This window comes from Alkalihalobacterium sp. APHAB7 (assembly GCF_048323755.1).
Lineage (GTDB): Bacteria > Bacillota > Bacilli > Bacillales > Bacillaceae_F > Alkalihalobacterium.
The window spans coordinates 164,329-188,640 of record NZ_JBLWFS010000004.1 but is presented as its reverse complement, the minus strand read 5'-3'; the positions used below and the strand labels follow the sequence as shown (position 1 = coordinate 188,640).

Below are 24,312 nucleotides of genomic sequence, written 5' to 3'. Positions count from 1 at the left end.
AGTCACCTACTTTGTTGAGTTAATTTATTTCTATGCCATTCAATCGTAGTTGTTAAACCTTCTATAAACGAGATTTCAGGCTTCCACCCTAATTCCTTATGAATTTTTTCCCAATTTATTGAATATCTTCTGTCATGTCCCTTACGATCTTTTACATACTTAATTAAGCTTTTATCTTTGCCTAAATAATCGAGGATAAAAGAAATGACTTCTTCATTCGTTCGTTGATTCTCTCCACCAATATTATATATTTCACCTATTTCACCATGTTCTAAGACTTTGTGAATAGCGCGACAATGATCCTCAACAAATAACCAATCTCTAACATGTTGCCCATCACCATACAACGGAATGTTTTGATCATTTAGAGCATTTGTGATCACTTTAGGAATAAACTTTTCAATATGCTGTTTTGGTCCATAATTATTGCTACACCTAGTAATAATTAGTGGTAGTTGATGAGTTTGATAAAAGGATCGAACCAATAAATCAGCGCTTGCTTTGCTAGCTGAATAAGGATTATTGGGATTAAGGGAAGATTTTTCTGTAAAGGGGAGATTGTTTTCTTCTAGAGATCCGTACACTTCATCTGTAGATATTTGTATCATCTTTTTGGCTTTTCCACTTAGCACAAAGTTAAGCACGTTTAAAGTCCCATAAATATTTGTTGTTAGGAAGGGTTGTGCATTTTCAATACTTCGATCAACATGGGATTCTGCAGCAAAATTTATTATACAATCGTAACTATAATCAAAGACTTGCTTTAATTGATTGTTATTACTAATATCACATTGAATAAAACGGTAATTAGGATAACATTGAAAACCGAGCGTATTATCTAAATCTCCTGCATATGTTAGGACATCTATATTCGTAATTGCATAATCTGAATTCTTTAACATATATTCAATGAAATTTGATCCGATAAACCCAGCACCACCAGTAATTAGAAGGTGTTTTCTCACATTCCCCCCCCCTTTATCAGCGAATTACCTTCCAAGTTTTGAAGCACTAATGTATTTGCTTTATATAGTGATTCATGTGTACCTGCATCAATCCACCAGCCATTTAGAATATCATACTGTAGTTGTTTTTCTTTTATATACAAATTATTTACATCTGTAATCTCTAGCTCCCCTCGGCTTGAAGGATGAATTGTATCAATGTATTTAAATACTTGGTTATCGAACATATATATACCTGTTACACAATATTTGGAAATTGATTTCGCTGGTTTTTCTATGATCGATTGTATAGAGTTGTTTTCTTCATTTAATAGGGCTACTCCGTATTGAGATGGGTTAAGCACCTTTTTTAATATAACTCTCGCCCCACTTGTTTGCTTCTTAAAACGGTTAATATATGGCGATAGTGAATCTTCAAAGATATTATCACCAAGTAAAGTTACAAATTTCTCATCTTTTACAAATGACCTTGCATATGAAATACCATCTGCTATTCCATCGGCTGCTCTTTGAACTTTGTAACTTAAATTCACTTGTAATTCCTGTCCTTGATCAAATAATGTTTCAAAAGACCTTAAGTGTTCTTCATTGGTTACTATTAATATATCTGTTATTCCTATCTCTTTTAGCTTCTGGATTGACCAATAAACCATCGGATATGGACCAATTGGAAGAAGATGCTTATTAATAATTTTTGTAAAAGGCTTTAGTCGAGTACCTCTACCTCCAGCTAGAATAACTCCTTTCATTTTTTCACACCCTTTATGACTAGAGAAATTTCACTATGGTAGTACTCTATTCTTGTAGAAATGAGAAAGAAAGTTGTCCTACCGAAAATAGGGGTGATTTGGGAACTTTAAAATCTCTAGATGATTTCTTATTCATCAATTCTTTTTACAATCTGTTCCTCATATTCTATATCCCTTGTAAAATCGACCCGTCTTCCCCCTTTTACTTCATTAACATATTTATTCTTTATAGGTATTTTGTCGTTAGTACCTTGCAAAAACCATTCATATTCAATATCAATGTGACCAATATCTATTGCTTGGAACCCACTTTTCGCCAAATCATAAGCTAATACTGTAGCGGCAGGTCCAAGTGAAATTAATATTAAATCCTCTCTACTTTGTTTTTTTACTTCTGTAACAATATCCTGATATTTAGAAAATGCACTTTCCGCAGGACAAATTATTCTTTTTATTGACCTACTATTCTCTAATAAATTATTTCCCCTACCGAACCTAGTTTTTGAACCTTCAACAATTACAATATTTTTTCCGTCCCATATTTTTTTAAATTTTTTAAATCGCTCCAATGATTTACTTTTATCTAAATGATCGATATAAACTCTTGTCACTAGGGAGTCATAGTATTCGTTATTAGAGTTAAGAAGAGTTTTTATATCATTATATTTTGCACCCATGTATTTTCTCCAATAGTTCATTGATTTGGGTGTAAGACCTCTCATACTTTTAAATACATACGGAATGCAAACAATGTGGTTAGAACGTTGACTATTAATTATTTCAAATAGTCTATCCCTGAGAACTCCTGAATATTTTTGGAAATTTATACCACGACCAAGCATAACATTAAATTCTCCATCTCCGAACCTACTTACTGAACAATTTGATTTCAAAATTTTGTCTAACGTTTCATCACTATTTTTAATTATCAACTCATTATTTTTATAACTCGGTGTCATATATATCACACCTTTCTTTTCTACTTAAAGATAATAAATGGTAGAGGACAGTTATAGGTCCTTTTCAACAAAATTCTGATAATTATTTGTCTTTGTGACAATCTTACTTTGCTTTAAAAATTCACTCTCATCTATTTTCCAAGTGTGACCTTGGATGTCTTTTCTTATAAGCACGAAATTGTAATGGCTCGTCGCATAGATTTTAAAACCCTTTTTTCTACAATCCTTTTGAAACAGTTGGTCTTCACCTAATGTTACATTTCTAAATTTTATATCTTTTGTTATATTCTTTTTGAAAACTAATGTTGGGCCAGCAACTGCACCAACAAATTTATTTTGTCCTTTAAACCGGATCACTAAGGATTTTGTCCTTTCGATATATGCAAAAAAAGCATGCTTTCCTACAATGTCTGCGTTTGTTTCTTTAAGAGCTCCTAATGCTTCTTTTAGATAATAAGGGGCATAGTAGTCATCATCATCAAACTTGGCAATGTAATCATACCTTGACTTTTCTATTCCAAAATTTAAACATTCTCCTAACTGAACACCACTTGGTAGTTTGAAAACAGACACATTCTTATACTGTTTCGCTTTTTGCTGCCACTCGTTTATATCCATTTCGTCTCTATTAAGTATAATTATTAGTTCCTTTTCTTTTAAAATTTGTCGATCATAGTTCTCAAACACAAGATTAATATTTTCTTGCCTAATTGTACAAGTGATAATTGATATCACAAAAAAAACTCCCTTCATTAAATTAGGAATACCTTCTCCATCTATACATGCACTAATGACGATTTATCGACTATTAATTAAAGCCTGCATTCTCTTTACTTTTCCATTACATCGAACGTATTGTCTATATAGTTGTTGATTATAAGAAAAATGTGGATTACCCTTCATTCCCACTTTGGGATGCCATAAATGGTATATATACTCATCTTCAATTCTTTTATAGGGTCCACATAACGTATTCATGGCATTTTTAAATGCGTCATCCTCTCTACCCCAACCTTTAAATCGCTCATCAAATCCTTTAACTATATTAAAGTCTTTACGTAACAGGATATTCATACCTCCTACTGACTTATAAGCGTTTTTGTTAAAACGTTCTTTATACTCTATTTCTATGGGCAAAGGCCATTGAGGACGCGAATTTAATAGTTTTTCAGTACTCCTTGCAGTAATATCTAAACACCTATTAAAAGGAATTACCCACGCATGACTCTCAAGTAATTGAACAGATTTCTTTATTATTTGTGGATTATATACAATATCGGAATCGACTACTACAAAAATATTTTTTGTTGCTTTTGCGGCGGCTGTATTAATTGCTTTTGATTTATTAAAGGGTTCTTCATCATTCTCCCCTATACATATCTCTACATCTTGTAATACATTTTCATAGTAACTTAATACCCACTCAAAAAGTTTACTTCTAATGCCACTACTTGGTTTAAAAGGAATTAACACCGAAACTTCATCTAACACGTTTACCCCTCTCTTTTTCTCAAAGTTTCATATCATTTTCAATTTTTACTCGGTTAACAACATCAAAAATCTTTTTTTACATAATCCTCATAATCCTCTGTATAAGTCACTAATTCTGAAATTCTTAAAAATTCTTCATCGTTGATTTTCCACGTATGTCCTTTAGGGTCTATCCTTATCAATGTAAAATTGTACTGACTTGTTGAGTTGAGTTTAAACCCATTCTTTAGACATTCTCTTTGGAATTTCTGATCAGAACCTGCTTTAATCTTGTTAGAAAATTTTACTTTATTAAATATACTTTTTTTAAATACTAAAGTAGGACCAGCAAGGGTTTGTTGTCCCATCGTATGGAGCACAAGCGCTTTTTTATTTTTCATGTATGCATAAAAGGTTTTTTTCCCCACCATATCAGAATTAGTTTCATAAATTGCCTTAAGTGCCTCTGTTAAATAATGAGGCGCATAGTAATCATCATCATCAAATTTTGCAATGCATTCATAATTTGATTTCTCTATTGCATAATTCAAACAAGCCCCTAACCTCATAGATGCTGGGAGTTGAAAGATAAATACGTTTGAATAATGTTTCGCTTTTTCCTGCCATTTTTTTATATCTATTTCATCATAATTCAGCACGATAATTAATTCTTTTTCCTCTACCACTTGTCGACCATAATTTTCGAATATATCATTTATTCTCTCTGGCCTTTTTGTACAAGTAATAATTGAAACCATGTAACTTATCACCTCCAATTCAAAGTGTTAATTATAGATTTGTATATGTTATGAGACAAACTTCATTAATGTTTAAACCAATTAATTAGTTCATTGAAATTTGTTTTTTTAAAACATAACTAACGCAGCTAGGGCAATACCTATTTTTAATGAATTGGATAGGAGATCGTCACGCATTCCCCTGTTCCAGTAATACGATATATAAGCCTTAGATTAGAATGTCGTATTTGCAATTGGAAGGAGATATGGAATGAATATTTGTGTAGTTGGAGCAGGATATGTTGGGTTAACAACTGCAGCTGTTTTGTCAGACTGTGGCCATCATGTGGATTGTGTTGATATAAACGAAGTAAGAATTGAAAGGTTAAAAAGTGGAAATGTCCCTATTTTTGAACCCGGCTTAGAAGAACTAATTGTCAAAAATCTAGATAATAACCATTTAACTTTTTCTACTAAAGTAGAAGAAAAAATTTCCAAAAACCCAATAATTTTCATTACAGTTGGCACCCCCTCTTTAAAAGATGGCAGCCCTGACCTCTCCTATGTTGAATCAGTAATTGATAACATAGTAACGTCAATAACTTCCCATAAAACAATCATTATAAAAAGTACGGTACCACCTGGAACAAATGAAAAAATTCATCACCTGTTATTAGAAAAAAACGTGGATCCCTCTCTATTTGATGTCGTTTCAAATCCTGAGTTTCTTCGGGAAGGGACAGCAGTAAAAGATATGTTCGAACCAGATAAGATAGTGATTGGAGTAAAAAAACCGGAACCACTTCAAGTAATGCAAAAAATCTATAAAGGGGTAAATGCACCTTATATTGTGACAAGTTTATCGGGTGCAGAGATGATTAAATATGCTTCTAATGCGTTTTTAGCTACAAAGATTTCGTTTATCAATGAAATGGCCCGAATTTGTGATGCATATGAAGTGAATGTATCAGATGTTGCTTTAGGTCTTGGGACTGATCCAAGGATTGGCCCACTTTTCCTAAGATCTGGATTAGGTTACGGTGGATCATGTTTTCCAAAGGACTTACAAGGGCTTGTATATGCAGCAAAAAAGAAAGACATTCATCCCGAATTAATGACCTCTGTACAAAAGGTTAATGACACGCAAATTGATATCTATGTTAACAAATTAAAAACGGTGGTACCTGACCTTTCTTGTAAAAAAATTACCGTTTGGGGACTCTCTTTTAAACCTAATACCGATGATATTCGCTATTCAGCTTCAATTCGCTTAATAGAAAAATTACTAGAAGAAGGTGCAACCATTCAAGCTTACGATCCTGTTGTTAAGTTAGAACATCCTGAAATTATCTGTCATTCGAACGCTTATGATTCTGTTAAACAATCAGATATTCTAATCGTTGCCACTGAATGGAATGAATTTAAGTCAGCAGACTGGTCAAAGGTCCAAAAAGAAATGAAAGGAAACGTCGTTCTAGACGGCCGTAATGTCATTGATCCAAAGACGGTTAGACATGTTGATCTTCACTATCTAGGGGTGGGGCAATTATGAAAATCTTAGTAACTGGGGCAGCCGGATTTATCGGTTCACACCTCTGTGAATATCTTTTATCTGATAAAACAAATGATGTCATTGGTGTCGATGGTTTTTTAGGATTTACAAACCATTCTATAAAACTGCGTAATCTAACGAACCTCATAAACCACCCACGCTTCCAATTTGTAAAAGAAGATTTACTCTATATTAATTGGAGTGATTATTTAAACGATGTCGATGTTGTTTATCATTTAGCTGGAATGCCTGGGGTAAGATCAAGCTGGGGTGAAGACTTCAAAACCTATGTTGACTATAATATCAATGTGACTCAGCGGTTGTTAGAGGCATGTCGTACATTACCCATTAAGAAATTCATTTATGCTTCCACTTCCTCTGCTTACGGTGATAAAACAGGAAAGGTAACAGAAGATTCAAGCTGTGCCCCCTTATCACCCTATGGTGTAACGAAACTAACAGGAGAGTACTTGTGTAAAGTTTACCAAGAAAATGATAGTATTCCGATTGTTATTTTAAGGTATTTTACTGTCTATGGACCACGGCAACGACCTGATATGGCCTTTCACCGCTTTATTAAAAGGATGCTGTTAAACGAACCTATTCAAGTTTACGGGGATGGAAAACAAACGCGGGACTTTACATTTATTTCTGATTGTGTAAAGGGAACAGCAGCCGTACTCTATACGAAAAATACAGTTATTGGTGAAACGATTAACATTGGTGGTACAGAACGAGCTTCAGTGTTAGACACTATTTCAATTCTTGAAGAACTTCTACAAAAAAAAGCTAACATACAAATAACCGGTACTACACGTGGGGAACCGAAACATACATGGGCTGATATTTCTAAAGCGCAAGAAATTCTCCATTACGAACCTAAAACTACATTAAAAGCAGGGTTGCAAAAAGAAATTGATGATCTCAAACTACTATACGGGGAGGTGGATTGATGAAAATTGCTTTTATATGTTCTGAAAATCTTCCTTCTCCTGCAATAAAAGGTGGAGCCATTCAAGTGTTAGTTGATGGAATTGTGCCATTGTTAAGTAAAAATAATGAAATAACCATATTTTCAGTATCTGATACTACTTTACCAACTTTTGAAACAAAGAATAGTATTCACTTTATTCGAGTACAGTATAAATATTATATACGGGAAGTAAAAAGATATTTAGCCAAATCACAATTTGATATTATTCAAGTATTCAATCGCCCAAAAGCCATTCTCCATTATAAAGAAGTTGCTTCTAAAAGTAAGTTTATTCTTAGCCTCCATAACGATGTAATGCGTGAAGAAAAAATTTCTATGGATTTAGGAAATAAAGTAATCAAAGCATGCGACCATATCTTTACAATCAGTGATTTCATTAAGGGAAAAGTGATAAAAAGGTTTCCTGAAGCTCAAGGAAAGACAACCGTTGCATACTCTGGTGTAAACTTAGATGAATTTTCACCGATATGGGCTTCTCATATTCACCCCATCCGGCAACACTATCGTCAAAAATATGGGGTTGAAAACAAAAAAGTCATTTTATTTGCGGGGCGACTTTGTAAATCGAAGGGACCACATCTCCTCATTCAATCAATGAAAACTCTACTAAAAAAACATCCTGATGCCGTTTTGGTCATTGCTGGTGGAAAATGGTTTAGTGACAATTCACTAAATCATTATGTTCAATACCTCCATCAACTAGCAAAGCCTCTCAAAGATAAGGTAATATTTACAAGATTTATTCCTGCGCAGGAAATTTCAAAGTTTTTCCTTATAGCAGATCTATTTGTATGTAGTTCACAATGGGAGGAACCGCTAGCAAGAGTTCATTATGAAGCGATGGCCGCTGGGCTTCCAATTATTACAACAAACCGAGGTGGTAATACAGAAGTTATTAGCCACTTAAAAAATGGATACGTTATTGACGATTACAATCATTCAGAGGCGTTTTCAGATGCGATCGATTACTATTTATCCAATCCTAGACATGCTTCAAAGCTTGCCGTGAATGGTAGATTACTCGTCGAAGAAAACTTTCAATACAAACACACTGTTAAACGGATAGAAGCAGTTTATCAAACATTTAAGGACACCAATCCGGAATTAACCCAATCATCTAAAACTCAATAAGGTTTAGGTTTTCACTTCCTAAACCTTTTTAGCTTAAATAAAAGCTGTTTTAAAAATCATATTGTTTATTTACGTTGTTTTATGCTCGCCATGAATTGTTAATTTACTAGAAAATTTTTCAATCACTGTTTTGTAAACTTTGAAAGTAGCAAAAACCATTTTATTTTATCTATATAGGCACCAGACGGGACAAATACACCAACTGTTACATACTAAATAAACTATATGTATAAATGAATGTGGAGTGTTATTATGTCCTTTGCTGCAATTACAGTCAGTATTGTCTTATTTTTAATGTTTCTAAGCTTAATCAAAGAGTGGTTTACACCCGAACTAACTGTTTTTACAGCTTTCTCTTTACTTATTGTATTAGGAGTACTCTCTATCGATGAGGCATTTCAAGGTTTTGCGAACCCAGCCGTCCATACTATTGCCCTATTAATGGTTATTGCCTTCGCTGTACAAAAATGCGGTATTGTTCCTAAGCTCTTAACACGTATCTTAGGGAAAAATAAAAAGCTTTCAATCGTCCTCATTAAAATCATGTTTCCGGTATCTTTCCTATCAGCTTTTATGAACAATACACCGATTGTAGCTATGCTAACTCCTATCGTTCATAAATGGGGAATTCAACACAAAATATCACCTTCTAAGCTTTTAATTCCACTCTCTTATGCCGCAATCATTGGAGGAACCGTTACATTAATTGGAACTTCAACAAATTTACTCATTCATGGACTGCTACAGCAAAATGGACATCCAGGATTTTCAATGTTTCAATTCTCACTAATTGGTATCCCATTATTTATAGTCAGCTTATTCTATATGATTTTTTATGGTCAAAAAAAACTACCTAATAACAAAGACTTGATCGAAGCTTATCAATCAATACGAAAAGATTACACAGTCGAAGTTAAAGTAATCAGTAATTCGTTATGGATTGGAAAAGCAGTAAAGGACGTAAATTTAAGAGCATTACATGATATTTTTTTAGTACAAATCATTCGTAACAATAGTACAATTACACCAGTTTCTAATTATGAAATGATCCAAGAAAATGACTCACTTATTTTTTCTGGGAATGTAGAAAGCATCTTAAAATTGCTTAACTTAAAAGGATTAGAACTCCCCACTGTAAAGGAAGGAACAAGCAGTATGGCGCAACACAACAAGTCTAATCTAGTTGAAGTTGTAGTTTCTCACTCTTCTCCGTTAGTTAGTAAAAAGATAAAGAATTCAAATTTTAGAGCACAGTATAACTCTGCTATTGTTGCTATTCGAAGAAATAATCAGCATATTACTTCCGGAATTGGAAATATGACTATTAGACCGGGTGATACACTTCTGCTTTTAGCGGGACAGGATTTTATTAAAACTTGGTCAAATTCTCGTGATTTTTACCTTGTATCTGGGGTCGAAACCGAGGAACCAATTAGCAGTGGTAAATCCAAGATCATTATTCCAACCGTAATCTTTGTCATTGCTTTAGCTGCTTTTCAAATCGTTTCTATCCTTCAAGCAGCCTTACTCGGAATAATTATTTTAACAATAACCAAATCGATAACAACGTCAGAAGCAAAAAAAGCGATAGATTGGGGAATTTTAGTTCTTATCGCTTCAGCCATTGGAATTGCAAAGGCGGTAGAAAACGCTGGTTTACCGACTTTTTTAACGAGCTTATTAAGCTTTGAAAATCCAATAAATCTGATGATCCTTTGCTTTTTACTATACTTTTCAACCTTAGTGCTAACAGAAATTATTAGCAATATTGCTGCCGCCGCTCTCATTTTTCCAATTGGATACTCATTAGCTATTCAACTAGGGTATAACCCTGAACTATTTTCAATGATAATCGCTATTGCTGCCTCCTGTAGTTTTATTACCCCGATAGGCTATCAAACCAATTTATTAGTTTACGGACCTGGTGGATACCGATTTACTGACTTTTTTAGAGTAGGCTTTCCACTAAGTCTTCTTTGCATGATTACTACTGTTCTTCTATCTGTATTTATATGGGGATAAACAGGAAGTTATTTAAGAAGAAGGGAGCTTTAAAAATGGAAGACAACAAAAATGAAACTTCAAATATTGTATGGCATCAGTCTGATATAACTAAAGAAGATCGGCAAAAACTACATGGCCATAAAAGCTTAATGATCTGGTTCACAGGACTATCTGGTTCTGGAAAGTCAACTATCGCTAACGCACTTCAACACGAATTGTATAAAGACGGTAGCAGTGTATATTTATTAGATGGTGACAACCTCCGGCATGGAATCAATCGGAACCTTACATTTACTGAAGAAGATCGAAAAGAAAATGTAAGACGCACAGCTGAAGTTGGCAAATTGTTTGTTGATGCTGGTGTAGTCGTGCTTGCTGCACTCATATCACCTTATGCAGCTGATCGCGAGCAGGCCAGGAAACTTTTCGAACCTGAAGAATTTGTTGAAGTTTACGTAAAATGTTCACTGCAGGAATGTGAAAAACGTGATCCTAAAGGGTTATATAAAAGAGCACGCCTTGGAGAAATTAAACAGTTTACTGGAATCAGCCAACCATATGAAGAACCACAAAATCCAGAGATTACGATTGATACAACAGTTATGTCTGTAAAAGAATCTGTACAAGAAATTCAATCATATCTTAAAAATAAAATACACTTGAGAGAAGAGGTGTGACAGTTTTGACACTTAGTATTCCCCACGGTGGACTTCTTGTTAATAAGATAGATTTAAACTATGACCATTCATCACTTACAAGTGAAATTGAAATTGATATTATGGCGTTGTCTGATATGGAGTTAATTGCGAATGGGGCATTTAGTCCATTAACTGGTTTTCTTGGCAAAGAAGATTATAAATCTATTTTATATAATATGAAACTAAAAAATGGCTTCGTTTGGAGTATCCCTGTTACTTTACCTGTGCATGAAAATGTAGCAAAACATTTAAATTTAGGAGAGAATATTAAATTAACCTATAAGAATACAGTTTACGGGGTACTAAAAGTGCAAGAAATATACGTTCCAGACAAATTATTAGAAGCTAAACTCGTTTATCAAACAACTGATACGAAACATCCAGGCGTAAAGAAATTATTGGATCGACCTAATGTTTATGTAGCTGGACCTATCACCTTAACCAAACTTCCACCAAAAAATAATAGTTTCTCGTCTTACTTCAATTCTCCTATGGAAACGAGGAAAGCATTTGATCAGAAAGGATGGAAAACCGTTGTCGGATTCCAGACGAGAAACCCCGTTCATAGAGCACATGAATATATTCAAAAATGCGCTCTTGAAACAGTCGATGGACTATTTCTCAATCCGCTTGTAGGAGAAACGAAATCAGATGATATTGCAGCTGACGTTAGAATGGAAAGCTATGAAGTTCTATTAAAAAATTATTATCCAGACGAACGAGTATTTTTATCGGTATTCCCAGCTGCGATGCGATATGCTGGACCGAAAGAAGCGATCTTTCATGCCCTTGTTAGAAAAAATTACGGATGTACTCATTTTATCGTTGGACGCGACCATGCAGGGGTTGGAGATTATTATGGAACGTATGATGCCCAAGAAATTTTTAAGCAATTTAAGCCTAAAGACATCGGCATTAACATCTTATGTTTTGAACATAGTTTTTATTGTACAACATGCGGAAACATGGCTTCTAGCAAAACATGTCCACATCCAAAAGAAGACCACCTTCACTTATCGGGAACAAAAGTACGAGAAATGTTACGAAACGGTGTTACCCCCCCACCACAATTTAGTCGACCTGAAGTAATTCAAGTATTAATTAAGGGAATGAAAAAATAAATTGTTAATAGGGATTGACTATGAAACATGCTTCATGTCAATCCCTTTGCTTTATATTTATTAGCCACCTTAATTGTTACACTCCGTCAAATCGTATCCCCTAATCTTTCCTCAAGCCTCTTCAGTTTTTCTTTCCTGCCTTTTTGATCTTCTTTTGTTGGGTAAGAAGCATGGAATTCTTGCAGCACTTGCCTGACTCTTTCCTCGTTACGATTTGACTGTGCTTGATTGAATTCATTTGTACCAACTGGTTCACAAGTCGTAATATGCAATTCCCAGCCACCCGCCATAACTCCAGTATCACCAAAGAATTGATCGTTAATAAAGAGTTCCCAAGTTCCATTTGGATTTGTTCCATTATAAACGCTTAATGAAGCATTAGAAGATGGATTTGGTGCAGGAGGAGGGAAAGGAGAAAATACTCCATTGTTCGTCGGTTGGTACGTTCCTGAAACGATAGGAGCAGGTACTAGTTCCTCTGCAGCATCATCAAATGTTAGCGTAACATCCTCAATCTCCTCTCCACCTCCTGCAGTTGCCATTAAGATCGTATCCTGACCTCTTGGTCCAACCAACATAGCTGCGATATCAGCTGGGAAGGTATGCGATAGATTGTTAAACGTGACGGTCACTCTTATTATTGGTCCTGCTAGACCAGAAACGACAATTGGTGAAGGGTACGGTGCCGCTGGTCCCCCTGTACCTGTTTCAGGAATGAATATAGGAGTTGTGTTAGTGAAGGTTGTTGTCCTTTCTATACACGTTCTGGCTGTTCTTAATAAGGATTGTAAAACAATTTCCTTTTTTGTAACCAATCTTATGCATCTTTCTATATCGCCGCCAGCATTGACACAAGCCCTTAATGCAACTGCTAATGATTCTTCCATGGAGACGACCGATGCCCTAACAGCTGGAGAAATTGATGGGTCTCGCAATGTTTCCATCAGAAATTGTAAAACAGTTTCTTTTTTTGTAATTAACGTGATGCATCTTTCTATATCTCCTCCTTCTGCTATACAAGCTCTTAAAGAAGCTGCTAACGCTCGTTCAACTTCAGAAGCGGCTAAGATGAAAGCTGGAGGAATGGCTATATCTCTAGAAGTTTCAATAAAAGACTGTAAAACGATTTCTTTATTAGTTATTGCCAACAAACATTCTTCAATATTGAAAGCAGGTGGTTTTGTACAAGCATTTAACGCCTCAGATAATGCCTGTTCCATGTCGGCCACTGCTTCATCAACAGCTATTCCCGCTTCACACCCTTCAATCCTAACATTATCAATAAAGGCAGCACTATCAACGACACAGTCTCCAACATCAGAAACTCGAAAAGTGACTGTAATCGATTGGCCTGCGAAAGAAGACAGGTCAAAATTAGCAGTTTGAATAGTTGGTGTAATACTGCTATAACAAACATCATCTGGGGTAGGCGGAGCCAAAACTGCGTTATTCACCGTAATTGGAAAGTTATTAATTGAAGTACCATTAACGAGGACATCAAAGTAGTCATTGAAAAAAGTTGGTGGAGATTCTCCAGTAGCGAATTTCCAATTAAAAGTTAAATTCCCTGGGTTTTGTGGAAGATTAAACGTTAAATTTAATGAAACAGTATCAAATTCTTCAGGACCGAATTCCTCGTCAAAACAGGTGCTACAGAAATTTTCACTTTCACTAGCTTCAGCCGCTATTCCACTGCTTAATACAGCAAAAGCATCCCCATTAGTCGGAAACCCTTGGAGGGGGAAAGTAAAAACCTCAGCTTGCAGCGGGCTAACAGCATCTAAAGTAGCATCTGTTAAACAGGTTAAAGTTGATGGAGAAACAATAGCATTTGCTAATTCAAGCGGTGTAGCTTGTTGGGGGCTAATGTCTACGGCACGAACTTGATTAGCTGCTTTATGCTTTCTTTGCCTTTCTTCTTTTAATCTTTGTAATTTCTTTTTGATCCAAAATGAACATACCTCCTTCAAACTATAAATCATAGTATTGTATGCTCGTCTAGTAGAAAGGGTATAAACGGATATCTTTAATTAATATAGATGAACTACTAATTTTGTAAGTGATTACTTAGCTTAGTAGAAAATCCATATTAGCCTTCAACAATTACCTATACTTCTCAAATCCTTTTGTAATACTGTATATTATATTGGTCAAAGGAGTGGTTAGCCGTGAGTCTATACAGCACTACATGTTTTGTATCGAATTTCCATACAAAGAAAAAAAGGACATATAAGAAACCTGCCAATAAACGTTTCGTACCTTTTCAGAAATCACCTCATCAGCCAGATTTCCCTCATCAACCAGCATCTCCTCAAGTATCTAATGATAGTCTAGTTGAATTAATCGACTCAGTTGCGAATATTGAAAATGCACTGGCAAATGCGATAAATGCTGTATGCTTTAGTATTAATCAAGACAACCTTGCCAGCGAAGAAAGTTTACAATTGGTCAAGAAGCTAGAAGAAATATTAAATTTAACCATTAATCTCAATATTATCTTGGATTTTTTAATAGAAGATGCAAATTCATTAGATAAATTAAGAGATTGACTATGATGATGATCAAAGCCAACCTCTTTAGTTACTCAGTATCTTATTAACTCACCTTACTATTATCCACGGTGGAGGTGGTGGATTTTGATGATAACCAGAAATCTCTTTATCCCGTTTATCTCCATTCTCATCAATTAGTTGATTAATTTCTTTTATTCTTTCTAATTCGGAGATCAGTTCGTTTACTCTAGCTCCCAGCTTTTCTCCAGCCATATCTTTTTCAGTGACTTCAACTTCTTGAATGTTAACGACCTCTCCTGTTTCTGTTTCTGCTTCTGCTCCTTCGGTTTCAACTACTTCTTCTTTACCTTCTACACCCCAAACTTCTGAAGCTTCTGCAACCCCTTCTATCTCTTCTGTTATTTCTGTTTCTTGAAGTACTGCCACACCCTCTTGCTTTTCAGAACCTTCAGTATCCTTGGTTTTGACAATCTCATCTATTTCATCAACTACCGGTTCCACAGCCACATTGGCTTTAACCAGTTCTGCTATTTGTAATTTTTCCACCGGCTCTTTTTCTTTCTCTCCTCCAGCTCCTTGAAGTTCTGCCACTTTATTAGTCTTTCCATCCAATAGAGCCCCTCTTAGTTCGTCTTTTTTAACGTTTCCCTGTATCTCTTCTTTTTCTATCTCTATTATTTTTCCTTTTCCCTTTCCTTTTGTGATACGAACAACAAGACGTTTCCTATCTAAATTGGATCTGACGTCTACTTCAGCTTTTTCTTGATGAACTTCATCCATTATTGGTTTTTCTTCCAGATTCAATGTTCCATTGACAGAACCCCCTGTCTCAACCTCACTCCAAACCTCGAGGATGTCTGTCACGACACGGTTCCAGCTGTATTTTTCTTCTGCTAGCTTACGTCCGTATTTCCCCATTTCTTTACACTTTTCTGGATGAGACAGTAGATCTGATAAATGGTCAGCAAATTGTTCTGGATCACGTGGTTTTTCAACTATAAGCCCGTTTTTATTCACCTCAATGACTTCTGGGTTGCCTCCTCTTGCTGTTGTTACTATCGGTAATCCTGCGGCCATCGCTTCATAGTGAACTCTCGCTAGTGGTTCTTGCCACTGCGAAGGACAGACGAAGATGTCTGCTGCTGCAAACCATTCATGAATTTTATCGGGTGTTACAAATCCTGTTGTAATAACAGGAACAGGAGAGCGCTCTGCTAACGTACGGACAAACGCAATATAGTCTGTGATTCTATTATCGCTAAACCACTTGCTTCCCATGAGAACAAGTGCAATATTGGAGTGTTTTTTTGCCAGGGTATTCATTGCTTTAATCAGTACATCAGCACCTTTGTTAGCCGATAATCTGCCTGCGAATAAAATGACTTTTTTATCTTTTAACTTGTATTGGTTTCGTATTTTCTTTCTAATCTTTTTAGCATTTGTTGAGTATATAGGGACAAATTGCTCTAAGTCGACCCCAGAATATATTGTTTTTAATTTCGACTCAGCGTGAGGAAATATTCTAGTAATCTCTTGCCCAATATAATTACTTATTGTGATGATCTTATCGACTTCTGTTATAGCAAGTGCTCCTTCTTCAGGGTCAATCTTTTGTGGTTTAAACATATCATTGTGCATGCTTAATATTATGCGTGCATTCGGTACACATTCACGGACTGAGGCAACAAGACGCGGCCGATTAAAAATGTGGATTAAGTCAAACTTGGAGTTAGTCTTTAAATAGTCAACAACGCCTTGCCTATAGGTTTCTAGGAGTCCACCTGGTACTCGAACATAATCTATACCCTCTATCGTCTCTTTATCAGGTAATAACTCATCTTTTGTTCCGAGAATTGTAATTTTATGTTTTTTACTCAAAAAAGGAACTGCACCAGCGATATACGTTTGAATTGCCCCGCCACGGACAGGAGGAACTGGTAATTTTTCAGTACATATGATTAAAACTCTCACTTACTTTTTCCCCCAAGCCAGCTGTTATCTGCTAATTCATCTAAGACAGTCCATTTTGTTTTATCAATATCTACAATTCTTTGCACTAAATTCTTAAGTTCCTCATCCATAAATACAGTTGGTTCATAGACCATTTCTTTTACATTTTTATAAAACAGATTTGGTAGTGACAGATCAATCATTAGAATTTCATAAAGTTGGTCAGCTATTGGATTCGCTGCATGATAGGCGGAAATCATCTCCTTAACCCAATGTGCATCCCAACCACCTAGATCATCCATCGTTCCTGTTATTAATTTTTGTAAATCACGAATCGGTAAGTCATACGCCACACCGTCAAGGTCAATGATCCACATACCACCTTCACCTTTTTGACCGTTAGACCATCCGTAATCTTGGTGAACAAGTCCCCATTCTTTATTTCCTTTTTTGACTAAATCGTAATAGGCTGAATTCTCCAACCTTTCAAAAGCTTTAACGGCTTGATCTTCAAACATATCAATAACAGATAGTACTGTTGCGCTTGCTGGCATTTCATCATAAACCGTTGCTATATCTCTTAACCAAGTCATTTTTTTAACAATTTTGTTATAGGTCTTTGGCCAACGATAAAGTCTTGAGGCATTTTCCGCTCCATGCGGGGGTGTATACCCTTTTGATAATTTATGAAACTCTCCAATGGCATAACAAAGTTCTTTAGCACCTTCTAAGTCTTTGCTTACTTGGAACAGTGACTCAATCCACTCTGCAACAAACCAAAACTTCCCACCCATTTCAACGTAAAGTTTATCGTCCTTTGTCGGTATGATTTGCGGTACTCTGGCCTTTTTTTCTTTTACTAAATATTCTTGAGCACCGAGACTAAATAAACTTCTCGTTGGTCTACGATGTAATATTTTTAAACTTCTCGGGCCTTTATCGGTATCTATTTTCCAGATAAGCCCACCTTTATCTGCCTTTGTTGTAATAACTTCCATGTGGCTGACCTTCATATCGTAGTGCTTAATGACTTCATACGCCATATTAACAATATATTCTGGTACATAGAATGTATCTTGTCGTTCAGCTTCTTCTAAATCCCAGGGGGTAATTAGCTGTTCATTTCCCATTTATTTACCTCCTAATAGTCTAATATAATAATTAATGTATTCCTAAGCGAGATTTTAGAAATGGACAATTACCTACAAAAACAAAAAAAGCGAAAAAACTCAGGTGGTAACTATAAATTACCTTGAGCTCTTTCACTTTTCTATCTCTAATAATAGGTATCTGTCTACTTGTAATATCATTAAGTTTGCTGTAGTTGTTTTGATGTGTACCACTCGATGGTCTCGATTAAACCATTATAAAAAGATGTTTCTGGTTTCCAGCCTAATGTAAAGTTTACCTTCTCCCAATTCAAGGCATAACGCCTACCACCTTCTTCACGATCCGCCACGTGTCGTATCAAATGATGACTTTTATTCATATAATCGAGAATTAGCTTTACGACATTCAAAGTAGAACGCTCCCGTCCGCCGCTGATGTTGTAGACTTCCCCAAATTTTCCATGCTCTAGAACTGTATGAATGGCTCTGCAATGATCCTTTACAAATACCCAATCTCGAACGTGTTGACCATCACCATAAACAGGAATGGGTTTATCATCTAGTGCATTTAAAATAGCTGTAGGGATTAATTTTTCTTTTTGTTGGTATGGTCCATAATTATTACTGCAACGTGTGATAATCGCGGGTACCTGGAAAGCATTTATAAATGAACGTACAATCATTTCACCGCTCACTTTGCTTTCTACGTATCTATTATTAGGTTGGATAACAGCATCTTCTTTACTAGGCCGTTCTATATCTTCTAAACCACCGTAAACTTTCCCCGTTGAAACATAGACGAACTTCCGAGCATAACCCTGCCTTACCTTCTCTAATAAGTTCAACGTTCCCATAACATTCACATCATAAAAATCGATAGACGAATGCTTTTTTTCGTTTACATCTGTTAGGGCTGCAAAGTGAATGATTGCGTCATATTGACGATCAAAAATTTCATTTAATTGATCTTGATTACGAAGGTCTACTTGAAAAAAACGATAAAATGGTGATCTTGAAAATTCAATAAGGGCTTCTGGATTGGCTGAATGTGTGAGAGAGTCAATATTCATTATGTGGTAGGATGTATGGTCAAGAAGGTATTGTATGAAGTTAGCCCCTATAAAACCTGCACCACCAGTTACTAATACTTCCTTTCTCACATCCATTCCCTCCATGGACTCTGACGTTTTAAGCTTTCTTCGATAACCTCAGTATCTATCGATTGTTGATACTAATTTTAATTGTAGTTACGCTCAGCGGGAGTATAACTATGAATGAATCACCTTTTGTACTATTGCTTCAATAACAGAACCAGCCCCAGCGATCGCAAAGATGATAACGACTGGAACAAAAACAATCGGATAAAAGAAAAATCCTAAATATAGTAGTGCAGCTGTCCAAATCCCTGTGCACCAATAACAAGCGATTAATTCACCGATAAATTTTCTTATCCCGCTACCTTTTACTTCTAGAAAAGATGCTGTCGTTCCATCTGATAAGGTTTCTGTTGTAATTTTGTGAAATGGCTTTCTGAAAGGGGACATTATTTCATCTAATACAATTAAATGCGCTAAGCGAAAAGATGCTAGCAATAGCAAAATGAATTCAAAAGGACTTATCATTTTCATCCATCCTTGTAGTTAATCTGCTAACAAAATATGTTCTAGATCTAAATATGTGCCTAGCCACATTGTGTTTTTGTATGAAAATCTTCGTAACTCACGCGATGACCAAGGTTTCTTTTCAGCTCGTTAGGAGATATATACACACTTTCCCTTAACTTCCATCACATGTGGAGCAAAGGGAAAAATTAATCCAGAGGATATTAAGCCAATATTAGAAATGGCTTCTCCCCCTAAGAAGAGGCTATTTCTAATTGTATTTGCACATCATTCTACGCTTTTTGTTCACACATTCTCCTAGTTTTTCCTCTTCCGCTCACCATTCTGCGCTTTTTGTTCACGCTTTCTCCTAGTTTTTTCCTCTTCCGCTCACCATTCCGCGCTTTTCGTTTCTGCTTTCTCCTAGTTTTTCCCTCTAACGAACACTATATGTCAAATTACAAAAGGCTGACTCGAACCGGTCACTTCATGTAACCTTACGAGTCAGCCTCTAAAAAAGTGCATAACAACAAACTTACAGAAAACAAAATGAGAAGAGGAACTCCAAACTAAGTTCCTCTCCTTCCTTTATGATAACGCCAGGATATTATATCCGCAGTCTACGTGGATCATCTCACCTGTAATTCCACGTGACAAGTCACTCATTAAGAAAAGTGCGGTATCGCCCACTTCTTCTTGTGTTGTTGTACGGCGCAGTGGGGCGCGTTCTTCGATCTCTTTTAAAACATCATTAAAACCAGAAATCCCTTTTGCTGCTAGTGTACGAATTGGACCTGCTGAAATGGAGTTGACGCGGATTCCATCTTTCCCTAAATCATTTGCTAAATATTTGACACTTGCATCCAATGACGCTTTGGCCACGCCCATAACATTATAGTTCTTCACGACACGTTCTCCACCTAAATAAGTGAGAGTTACAATACTTCCACCTTCTGTCATTAATGGACGTGCAGCTTTTGCAACAGCTGTTAGAGAATAAGAGCTAATATTTTGCGCAAGTAAGAATCCATCCCGAGTTGTATTTAGATATTCGCCGTCTAACTCCTCTTTATTTGCAAATCCAATACAATGAGCTAATCCATGGATGACTCCTACTTGTTCTTTTATGCTAGCAAACGTTTTATCAATTTCCTCATCATTTGTTACATCACAAGGAAGAACTAAATAATCATCGCGTTCTAATGTTTCCGCTAAATCACGAACGTTTTTTTCTAAGCGTTCTCCAGCGTATGTAAAAATTAAACGTGCTCCAGCTTTTGATAACGATTGAGAAATCCCCCAAGCGATGCTTCGTTTGTTCGCAACCCCCATAATGACATATGTACGACCCTGTAATGATAAATTCATACTTTCAATCCCCTCCTACTATATTAGAAACTATTTAATAATAACTCCATCAAGAATACACACTTACTACTAGTACTAGGTACCAATAGTATGAGTATAGCATGTTTTTCAGTTGTTGGTACGGTATCCCTGATAATATTCTTCATTTATTGGTATTAACCTTTTTTTGTCACAATATTCCGTTTAATAAAGTGACAGTTTTCACATTCAAATATGACATTTTGATTCGATTGAGCTGTTAATAAGTGGTTTAGTGGCTTTTCATGTTTACATTTAGGACAAATGACGGTTGGTTCCATCTCCATTCGATCTTCCCTCTTTCTACAAATGTTTGGTATTATTATCCCCAACAAAAAACCTCCTAATAATAGGAGGTTTAAAATTAATCATCAAATTCTCTTCTTGGAAGCAGTGTTCTCGGTACATCTGTTCCTCTTGAACCACGTAAATCTACTTTATCTCGTTCTGGCGGGAATAAAATAATAAAGCTTTCAGGGATGGACTTCGCCAGGATCCTTGGGAGTTCCTCTAACTTTGGATGCCACGCTATCGTTCCTCTTCTAGCACTTAATACAACGACTAAGTCATCTTTTTTTAGCATTAATAGATAATTGTTTATCAATTCATTCCAAGTCTCTACATTTGCAAATTTCATAGAAACATCCGGTTTCATTTGTTCAAATGAATTCTTGTAATACTTACTATCATCCTTAATGATAAGAACTGATAATTTTGCCCCAATGTTATTGGCCATTTCTTTAATTGTCTTTACACCCTCATAATAGCCTGATTTATGATCGACACCCGAAGGTAGAATAAGAACAATTCGTTTCGTCGTATTTAATGGATGGCCAAGCATAGATACTAAAATCATCTCATTTGTTCGATTGAGCAGTTGATCGAGGACCCCTCCAAAGATTTTTTGTGGGGTTGATAACTTACCATTCCACCCGATAACAATTTTCGTAATTCTCGTTTCTTCAATCGCTCGAAGAATTCCTGAAGATACGTTTGGATCAACACGTGTTAATAAATGTACGGGAATATTGGCTCCCGACGCATAAGTAAGTGCTTTTCCTAACATTTTTTCAGCTTCAGCTACTTTTTCTGCCGATCGACCATTTTGTTCCCTAGCGACCGTTAACGGATAAATCGGTTCTGTACTATTCCCTCGTAAACTAAATGATAAATTCAATAAATTTTCTACTGAATTTGGATTCGCTAATGGAACTAAAATACGATCTGGTGCATTATTGGGCTCATACGGTTGTTGTTCTTCTAGCAACGCAATTTTCCGTCCATACTTTTCAACGGTATAAGGACCTACCATACAAGTCACAAGAATCATAACAATGACACCATTTACTGTCGCCTGATCAAATAAGCCTAAATCGAAGCCAACTAGTGTTGCTGCAAGCGTTGCTGCCGCTTGTGGGACAGATAACCCGAACATAAGTCGTATTTCATCTTTTGAATATTTGTAGAGTTTTCCACTTACCCATGCCGCTAAAAACTTACCAAGTTGTACAAACAAAACAATGGCTGCTGCTAAGATCCAAGCATTAGGTTCACTTAATAGTACTCTTATATCCATTAGCATTCCGACAGATAATAAGAAGAAAGGAATAAAGATCGCGTTACCAACGAACTTAATTCGGTTCATTAACGGACTATGCTCTAATATAAAACGATTTAAAGCTAAACCAGCTAGGAAGGCACCAATAATTGGCTCTAACCCAGCTATCGTTGCAAAAAAAGCAGTAACAAACAAAACCGCCATGACAAATATATAATCCAATGTACCTTCACTACTCATTGAACGGAAAAAGTATCGTGCCAGCGCTGGAATAACAAGGAGCACAATCCCTACATAAAGGGCTAAGGATAAAAGCATCGTAAACCAGAAGGCTAGATTTAAATCACCTTCCACCGATGCTGCTATGATTGCAAGAATCAGTAACGCTGACGTATCGGTCATAATTGTTCCACCGACAGTCGTTGTGACACTTTTATTTTTCGAGATCCCTAAGCGACTTGCAATCGGGTATGCGAGTAAGGTGTGCGACCCTAACAAAGATCCTAATAAAATTGCTGCAGGAACTGAGTATTGAAGAAGCAACCCTAGAGACGTTCCAAAAATAAATGGTATAGTGAACGAGAGTGAGCCAAACACAATACTACGTTGACGATATTTTTTAAAGCCTTCTAAATCAATTTCTAGTCCTGCGATAAAAATAATATATAAAAGTCCAACAGTTCCTAATAATATAATTGTCGGGTCACGATCGAGAATACCTAAACCTTTTGGTCCAATAATGACACCTGCAAAGATTAACCCAATAATACCAGGTACTTTTATTCTCGCCATTATTATGGGAGCTAACAGGAATACTACCATAGCAATTGCAAAAATTAAGACTGGATTTGATATTGGATTTTCTAAAATATTCATGGCTCCCTCCTTTTTAATCGATTGTTTTCATATGTAATGTTCCATGTTCAATCAATGGTACAAAAACCAACTAATATAGGACACCATATTCCCCTCATTTTATGGGGATTTGGCTTGTACTATGCAGAAGAACAAGTTTTTATAATACTATACTTTTACATTGGAGGAAACTATTATGTCTATAGATATTATTGGTGATATTCATGGTTGTTATGATGAATTCGTCCAAATAACTGAAAAGCTTGGCTATGAGTGGCAAGAGGGCATTCCGCTTCATCCAAACGGGAGAAAACTTGCTTTTGTTGGCGATTTAACAGATCGAGGGCCTTATTCTATTAAAGTCATTGAAGTCGTTTATGAGCTCGTCAACCGGCAGCTTGCCCATTATGTACCTGGAAACCACTGTGATAAACTTTACCGGTATTTTCTCGGTCGAAAAGTTCAAACGACTCACGGTTTAGAAACGACAGTCGCAGAACTTGAACAGTTATCCCGCAAAGATTATAATTCAATAAGCTCGAAGTTTCGGAAACTCGTCGAAAACTCTGACCTTTATGGTGTCTTAGATGATGGAAAGCTCGTTATTGCACATGCTGGTATTAGACAAGATTACATAGGCCGGCACGATAAGAAAGTAAAAACGTTCGTCCTATATGGAGATATTACAGGCGAAAAACATCCGGACGGATCACCAGTGAGAAGAGATTGGGCAAAAAAATACTCCGGTGATGCTTGGGTCGTCTACGGTCACACGCCAGTCGAAGAACCACGTTTTATTCATCATACTGTAAATATTGATACAGGTTGTGTTTTCGGTGGAAAACTTACTGCCCTGCGCTATCCTGAATTAGAAACCATTTCTGTTCCATCAACGATGCCTTACGTTGGAGAGAAATTCCGAAAATTTGACGATACCATTGAGTAATTTATAAGAAGGTG

22 protein-coding genes are annotated in these 24,312 nt (G+C 36.0%); 8 read left to right on the top strand and 14 right to left on the bottom strand.

What is annotated here, in order from left to right:
* Positions 1-2: 2 nt before the first annotated feature.
* The 6 genes from rfbB to ACNSTQ_RS06410 form a co-directional block, all read right to left on the bottom strand.
* On the bottom strand, positions 3-965 hold the full coding sequence (gene rfbB, locus ACNSTQ_RS06435) for a dTDP-glucose 4,6-dehydratase (RefSeq protein WP_418199027.1): 963 nt from the start codon (positions 963-965) through the stop codon (positions 3-5).
* The gene (locus ACNSTQ_RS06430) at positions 962-1,714 is read right to left on the bottom strand and encodes a sugar phosphate nucleotidyltransferase (RefSeq protein ID WP_418199026.1); all 753 of its coding nucleotides are present in this window, start codon (positions 1,712-1,714) and stop codon (positions 962-964) included. Before ACNSTQ_RS06430 ends, rfbB begins: the two co-directional genes overlap by 4 nt.
* A 128-nt stretch (positions 1,715-1,842) precedes the next feature.
* Positions 1,843-2,673, bottom strand: coding sequence for an SP_1767 family glycosyltransferase (locus ACNSTQ_RS06425; protein ID WP_418199025.1), 831 nt, complete (start codon positions 2,671-2,673; stop codon positions 1,843-1,845).
* 51 nt (positions 2,674-2,724) lie between these two features.
* The gene (locus ACNSTQ_RS06420) at positions 2,725-3,408 is read right to left on the bottom strand and encodes a glycosyltransferase (protein ID WP_418199024.1); all 684 of its coding nucleotides are present in this window, start codon (positions 3,406-3,408) and stop codon (positions 2,725-2,727) included.
* 63 nt (positions 3,409-3,471) lie between these two features.
* On the bottom strand, positions 3,472-4,164 hold the full coding sequence (locus ACNSTQ_RS06415; protein WP_418199023.1) for a galactosyltransferase-related protein: 693 nt from the start codon (positions 4,162-4,164) through the stop codon (positions 3,472-3,474).
* A gap of 62 nt (positions 4,165-4,226) precedes the next feature.
* Positions 4,227-4,901 carry a glycosyltransferase family 2 protein gene (locus ACNSTQ_RS06410; RefSeq protein ID WP_418199022.1) on the bottom strand — a complete coding sequence of 225 codons (675 nt, stop codon included), beginning with the start codon at positions 4,899-4,901 and terminating at the stop codon, positions 4,227-4,229.
* 250 nt (positions 4,902-5,151) lie between these two features.
* On the opposite strand from ACNSTQ_RS06410, the gene ACNSTQ_RS06405 reads away from it, so the two are divergent.
* The 6 genes from ACNSTQ_RS06405 (at position 5,152) to sat (ending at position 12,380) form a co-directional block, all read left to right on the top strand.
* Positions 5,152-6,432 (top strand): UDP-glucose dehydrogenase family protein, encoded by a 1,281-nt coding sequence (locus ACNSTQ_RS06405; protein WP_418199021.1) that lies wholly within the window; start codon positions 5,152-5,154, stop codon positions 6,430-6,432.
* Positions 6,429-7,385: an NAD-dependent epimerase/dehydratase family protein gene (locus ACNSTQ_RS06400; RefSeq protein ID WP_418199020.1), complete on the top strand. Its 957-nt coding sequence runs from the start codon at positions 6,429-6,431 to the stop codon at positions 7,383-7,385. The genes ACNSTQ_RS06405 and ACNSTQ_RS06400 overlap by 4 nt, the downstream gene beginning before the upstream one ends.
* Positions 7,385-8,557, top strand: a complete 1,173-nt coding sequence (locus tag ACNSTQ_RS06395) for a glycosyltransferase family 4 protein (protein ID WP_418199019.1) — start codon at positions 7,385-7,387, stop codon at positions 8,555-8,557. Before ACNSTQ_RS06400 ends, ACNSTQ_RS06395 begins: the two co-directional genes overlap by 1 nt.
* A gap of 252 nt (positions 8,558-8,809) precedes the next feature.
* Positions 8,810-10,579, top strand: a complete 1,770-nt coding sequence (locus tag ACNSTQ_RS06390; protein WP_418199018.1) for an SLC13 family permease — start codon at positions 8,810-8,812, stop codon at positions 10,577-10,579.
* 35 nt (positions 10,580-10,614) lie between these two features.
* A complete protein-coding gene (gene cysC, locus ACNSTQ_RS06385) occupies positions 10,615-11,238 on the top strand; it encodes an adenylyl-sulfate kinase (protein ID WP_418199017.1) in 624 nt (207 codons plus the stop codon).
* 5 nt (positions 11,239-11,243) lie between these two features.
* Positions 11,244-12,380: a sulfate adenylyltransferase gene (gene sat / locus ACNSTQ_RS06380; RefSeq protein WP_418199016.1), complete on the top strand. Its 1,137-nt coding sequence runs from the start codon at positions 11,244-11,246 to the stop codon at positions 12,378-12,380.
* An 86-nt stretch (positions 12,381-12,466) separates the two neighbouring features.
* Here sat and ACNSTQ_RS06375 read toward each other — a convergent pair whose 3' ends face one another.
* Entirely contained in the window at positions 12,467-14,362 is a 1,896-nt protein-coding gene (locus tag ACNSTQ_RS06375; RefSeq protein WP_418199015.1) for a hypothetical protein, read from the bottom strand.
* Positions 14,363-14,548: 186 nt separating this feature from the next.
* On the opposite strand from ACNSTQ_RS06375, the gene ACNSTQ_RS06370 reads away from it, so the two are divergent.
* The gene (locus ACNSTQ_RS06370) at positions 14,549-14,929 is read left to right on the top strand and encodes a hypothetical protein (protein WP_418199014.1); all 381 of its coding nucleotides are present in this window, start codon (positions 14,549-14,551) and stop codon (positions 14,927-14,929) included.
* A 51-nt stretch (positions 14,930-14,980) separates the two neighbouring features.
* On the opposite strand, the gene ACNSTQ_RS06365 is transcribed toward ACNSTQ_RS06370, so the two are convergent.
* The 7 genes from ACNSTQ_RS06365 to ACNSTQ_RS06335 form a co-directional block, all read right to left on the bottom strand.
* On the bottom strand, positions 14,981-16,864 hold the full coding sequence (locus ACNSTQ_RS06365) for a glycosyltransferase family 4 protein (protein ID WP_418199013.1): 1,884 nt from the start codon (positions 16,862-16,864) through the stop codon (positions 14,981-14,983).
* Positions 16,861-17,973, bottom strand: a complete 1,113-nt coding sequence (locus ACNSTQ_RS06360) for a CotS family spore coat protein (RefSeq protein ID WP_418199012.1) — start codon at positions 17,971-17,973, stop codon at positions 16,861-16,863. The genes ACNSTQ_RS06365 and ACNSTQ_RS06360 overlap by 4 nt, the downstream gene beginning before the upstream one ends.
* A gap of 179 nt (positions 17,974-18,152) precedes the next feature.
* Positions 18,153-19,112 carry a dTDP-glucose 4,6-dehydratase gene (locus ACNSTQ_RS06355; RefSeq protein WP_418199011.1) on the bottom strand — a complete coding sequence of 320 codons (960 nt, stop codon included), beginning with the start codon at positions 19,110-19,112 and terminating at the stop codon, positions 18,153-18,155.
* A gap of 108 nt (positions 19,113-19,220) precedes the next feature.
* Positions 19,221-19,574 (bottom strand): DUF1360 domain-containing protein, encoded by a 354-nt coding sequence (locus tag ACNSTQ_RS06350; RefSeq protein WP_418199010.1) that lies wholly within the window; start codon positions 19,572-19,574, stop codon positions 19,221-19,223.
* Positions 19,575-20,141: 567 nt separating this feature from the next.
* Positions 20,142-20,921 carry an enoyl-ACP reductase FabI gene (gene fabI, locus ACNSTQ_RS06345; RefSeq protein ID WP_418199009.1) on the bottom strand — a complete coding sequence of 260 codons (780 nt, stop codon included), beginning with the start codon at positions 20,919-20,921 and terminating at the stop codon, positions 20,142-20,144.
* A 155-nt stretch (positions 20,922-21,076) separates the two neighbouring features.
* A complete protein-coding gene (locus ACNSTQ_RS06340; protein ID WP_418199128.1) occupies positions 21,077-21,271 on the bottom strand; it encodes a hypothetical protein in 195 nt (64 codons plus the stop codon).
* A 32-nt stretch (positions 21,272-21,303) separates the two neighbouring features.
* Positions 21,304-23,373: a cation:proton antiporter gene (locus ACNSTQ_RS06335; RefSeq protein WP_418199008.1), complete on the bottom strand. Its 2,070-nt coding sequence runs from the start codon at positions 23,371-23,373 to the stop codon at positions 21,304-21,306.
* A 175-nt stretch (positions 23,374-23,548) separates the two neighbouring features.
* Between ACNSTQ_RS06335 and prpE the strand changes: the two genes are divergently transcribed.
* Positions 23,549-24,298 carry a bis(5'-nucleosyl)-tetraphosphatase PrpE gene (gene prpE / locus ACNSTQ_RS06330; RefSeq protein ID WP_418199007.1) on the top strand — a complete coding sequence of 250 codons (750 nt, stop codon included), beginning with the start codon at positions 23,549-23,551 and terminating at the stop codon, positions 24,296-24,298.
* Positions 24,299-24,312 lie beyond the last annotated feature (14 nt).

Bases quoted from the DNA above. Each gene is read 5' to 3' on its own strand.
- ACNSTQ_RS06430 (WP_418199026.1), bottom strand. From the start codon at position 1,714: ATGAAAGGAGTTATTCTAGCTGGAGGTAGAGGTACTCGACTAAAGCCT.
- ACNSTQ_RS06425 (WP_418199025.1), bottom strand. From the start codon at position 2,673: ATGACACCGAGTTATAAAAATAATGAGTTGATAATTAAAAATAGTGAT.
- ACNSTQ_RS06410 (WP_418199022.1), bottom strand. From the start codon at position 4,901: ATGGTTTCAATTATTACTTGTACAAAAAGGCCAGAGAGAATAAATGAT.
- ACNSTQ_RS06405 (WP_418199021.1), top strand. From the start codon at position 5,152: ATGAATATTTGTGTAGTTGGAGCAGGATATGTTGGGTTAACAACTGCA.
- ACNSTQ_RS06400 (WP_418199020.1), top strand. From the start codon at position 6,429: ATGAAAATCTTAGTAACTGGGGCAGCCGGATTTATCGGTTCACACCTC.
- ACNSTQ_RS06395 (WP_418199019.1), top strand. From the start codon at position 7,385: ATGAAAATTGCTTTTATATGTTCTGAAAATCTTCCTTCTCCTGCAATA.
- ACNSTQ_RS06390 (WP_418199018.1), top strand. From the start codon at position 8,810: ATGTCCTTTGCTGCAATTACAGTCAGTATTGTCTTATTTTTAATGTTT.
- cysC (WP_418199017.1), top strand. From the start codon at position 10,615: ATGGAAGACAACAAAAATGAAACTTCAAATATTGTATGGCATCAGTCT.
- ACNSTQ_RS06375 (WP_418199015.1), bottom strand. From the start codon at position 14,362: ATGATTTATAGTTTGAAGGAGGTATGTTCATTTTGGATCAAAAAGAAA.
- ACNSTQ_RS06360 (WP_418199012.1), bottom strand. From the start codon at position 17,973: ATGGGAAATGAACAGCTAATTACCCCCTGGGATTTAGAAGAAGCTGAA.
- ACNSTQ_RS06350 (WP_418199010.1), bottom strand. From the start codon at position 19,574: ATGATAAGTCCTTTTGAATTCATTTTGCTATTGCTAGCATCTTTTCGC.
- fabI (WP_418199009.1), bottom strand. From the start codon at position 20,921: ATGAATTTATCATTACAGGGTCGTACATATGTCATTATGGGGGTTGCG.
- ACNSTQ_RS06335 (WP_418199008.1), bottom strand. From the start codon at position 23,373: ATGAATATTTTAGAAAATCCAATATCAAATCCAGTCTTAATTTTTGCA.
- prpE (WP_418199007.1), top strand. From the start codon at position 23,549: ATGTCTATAGATATTATTGGTGATATTCATGGTTGTTATGATGAATTC.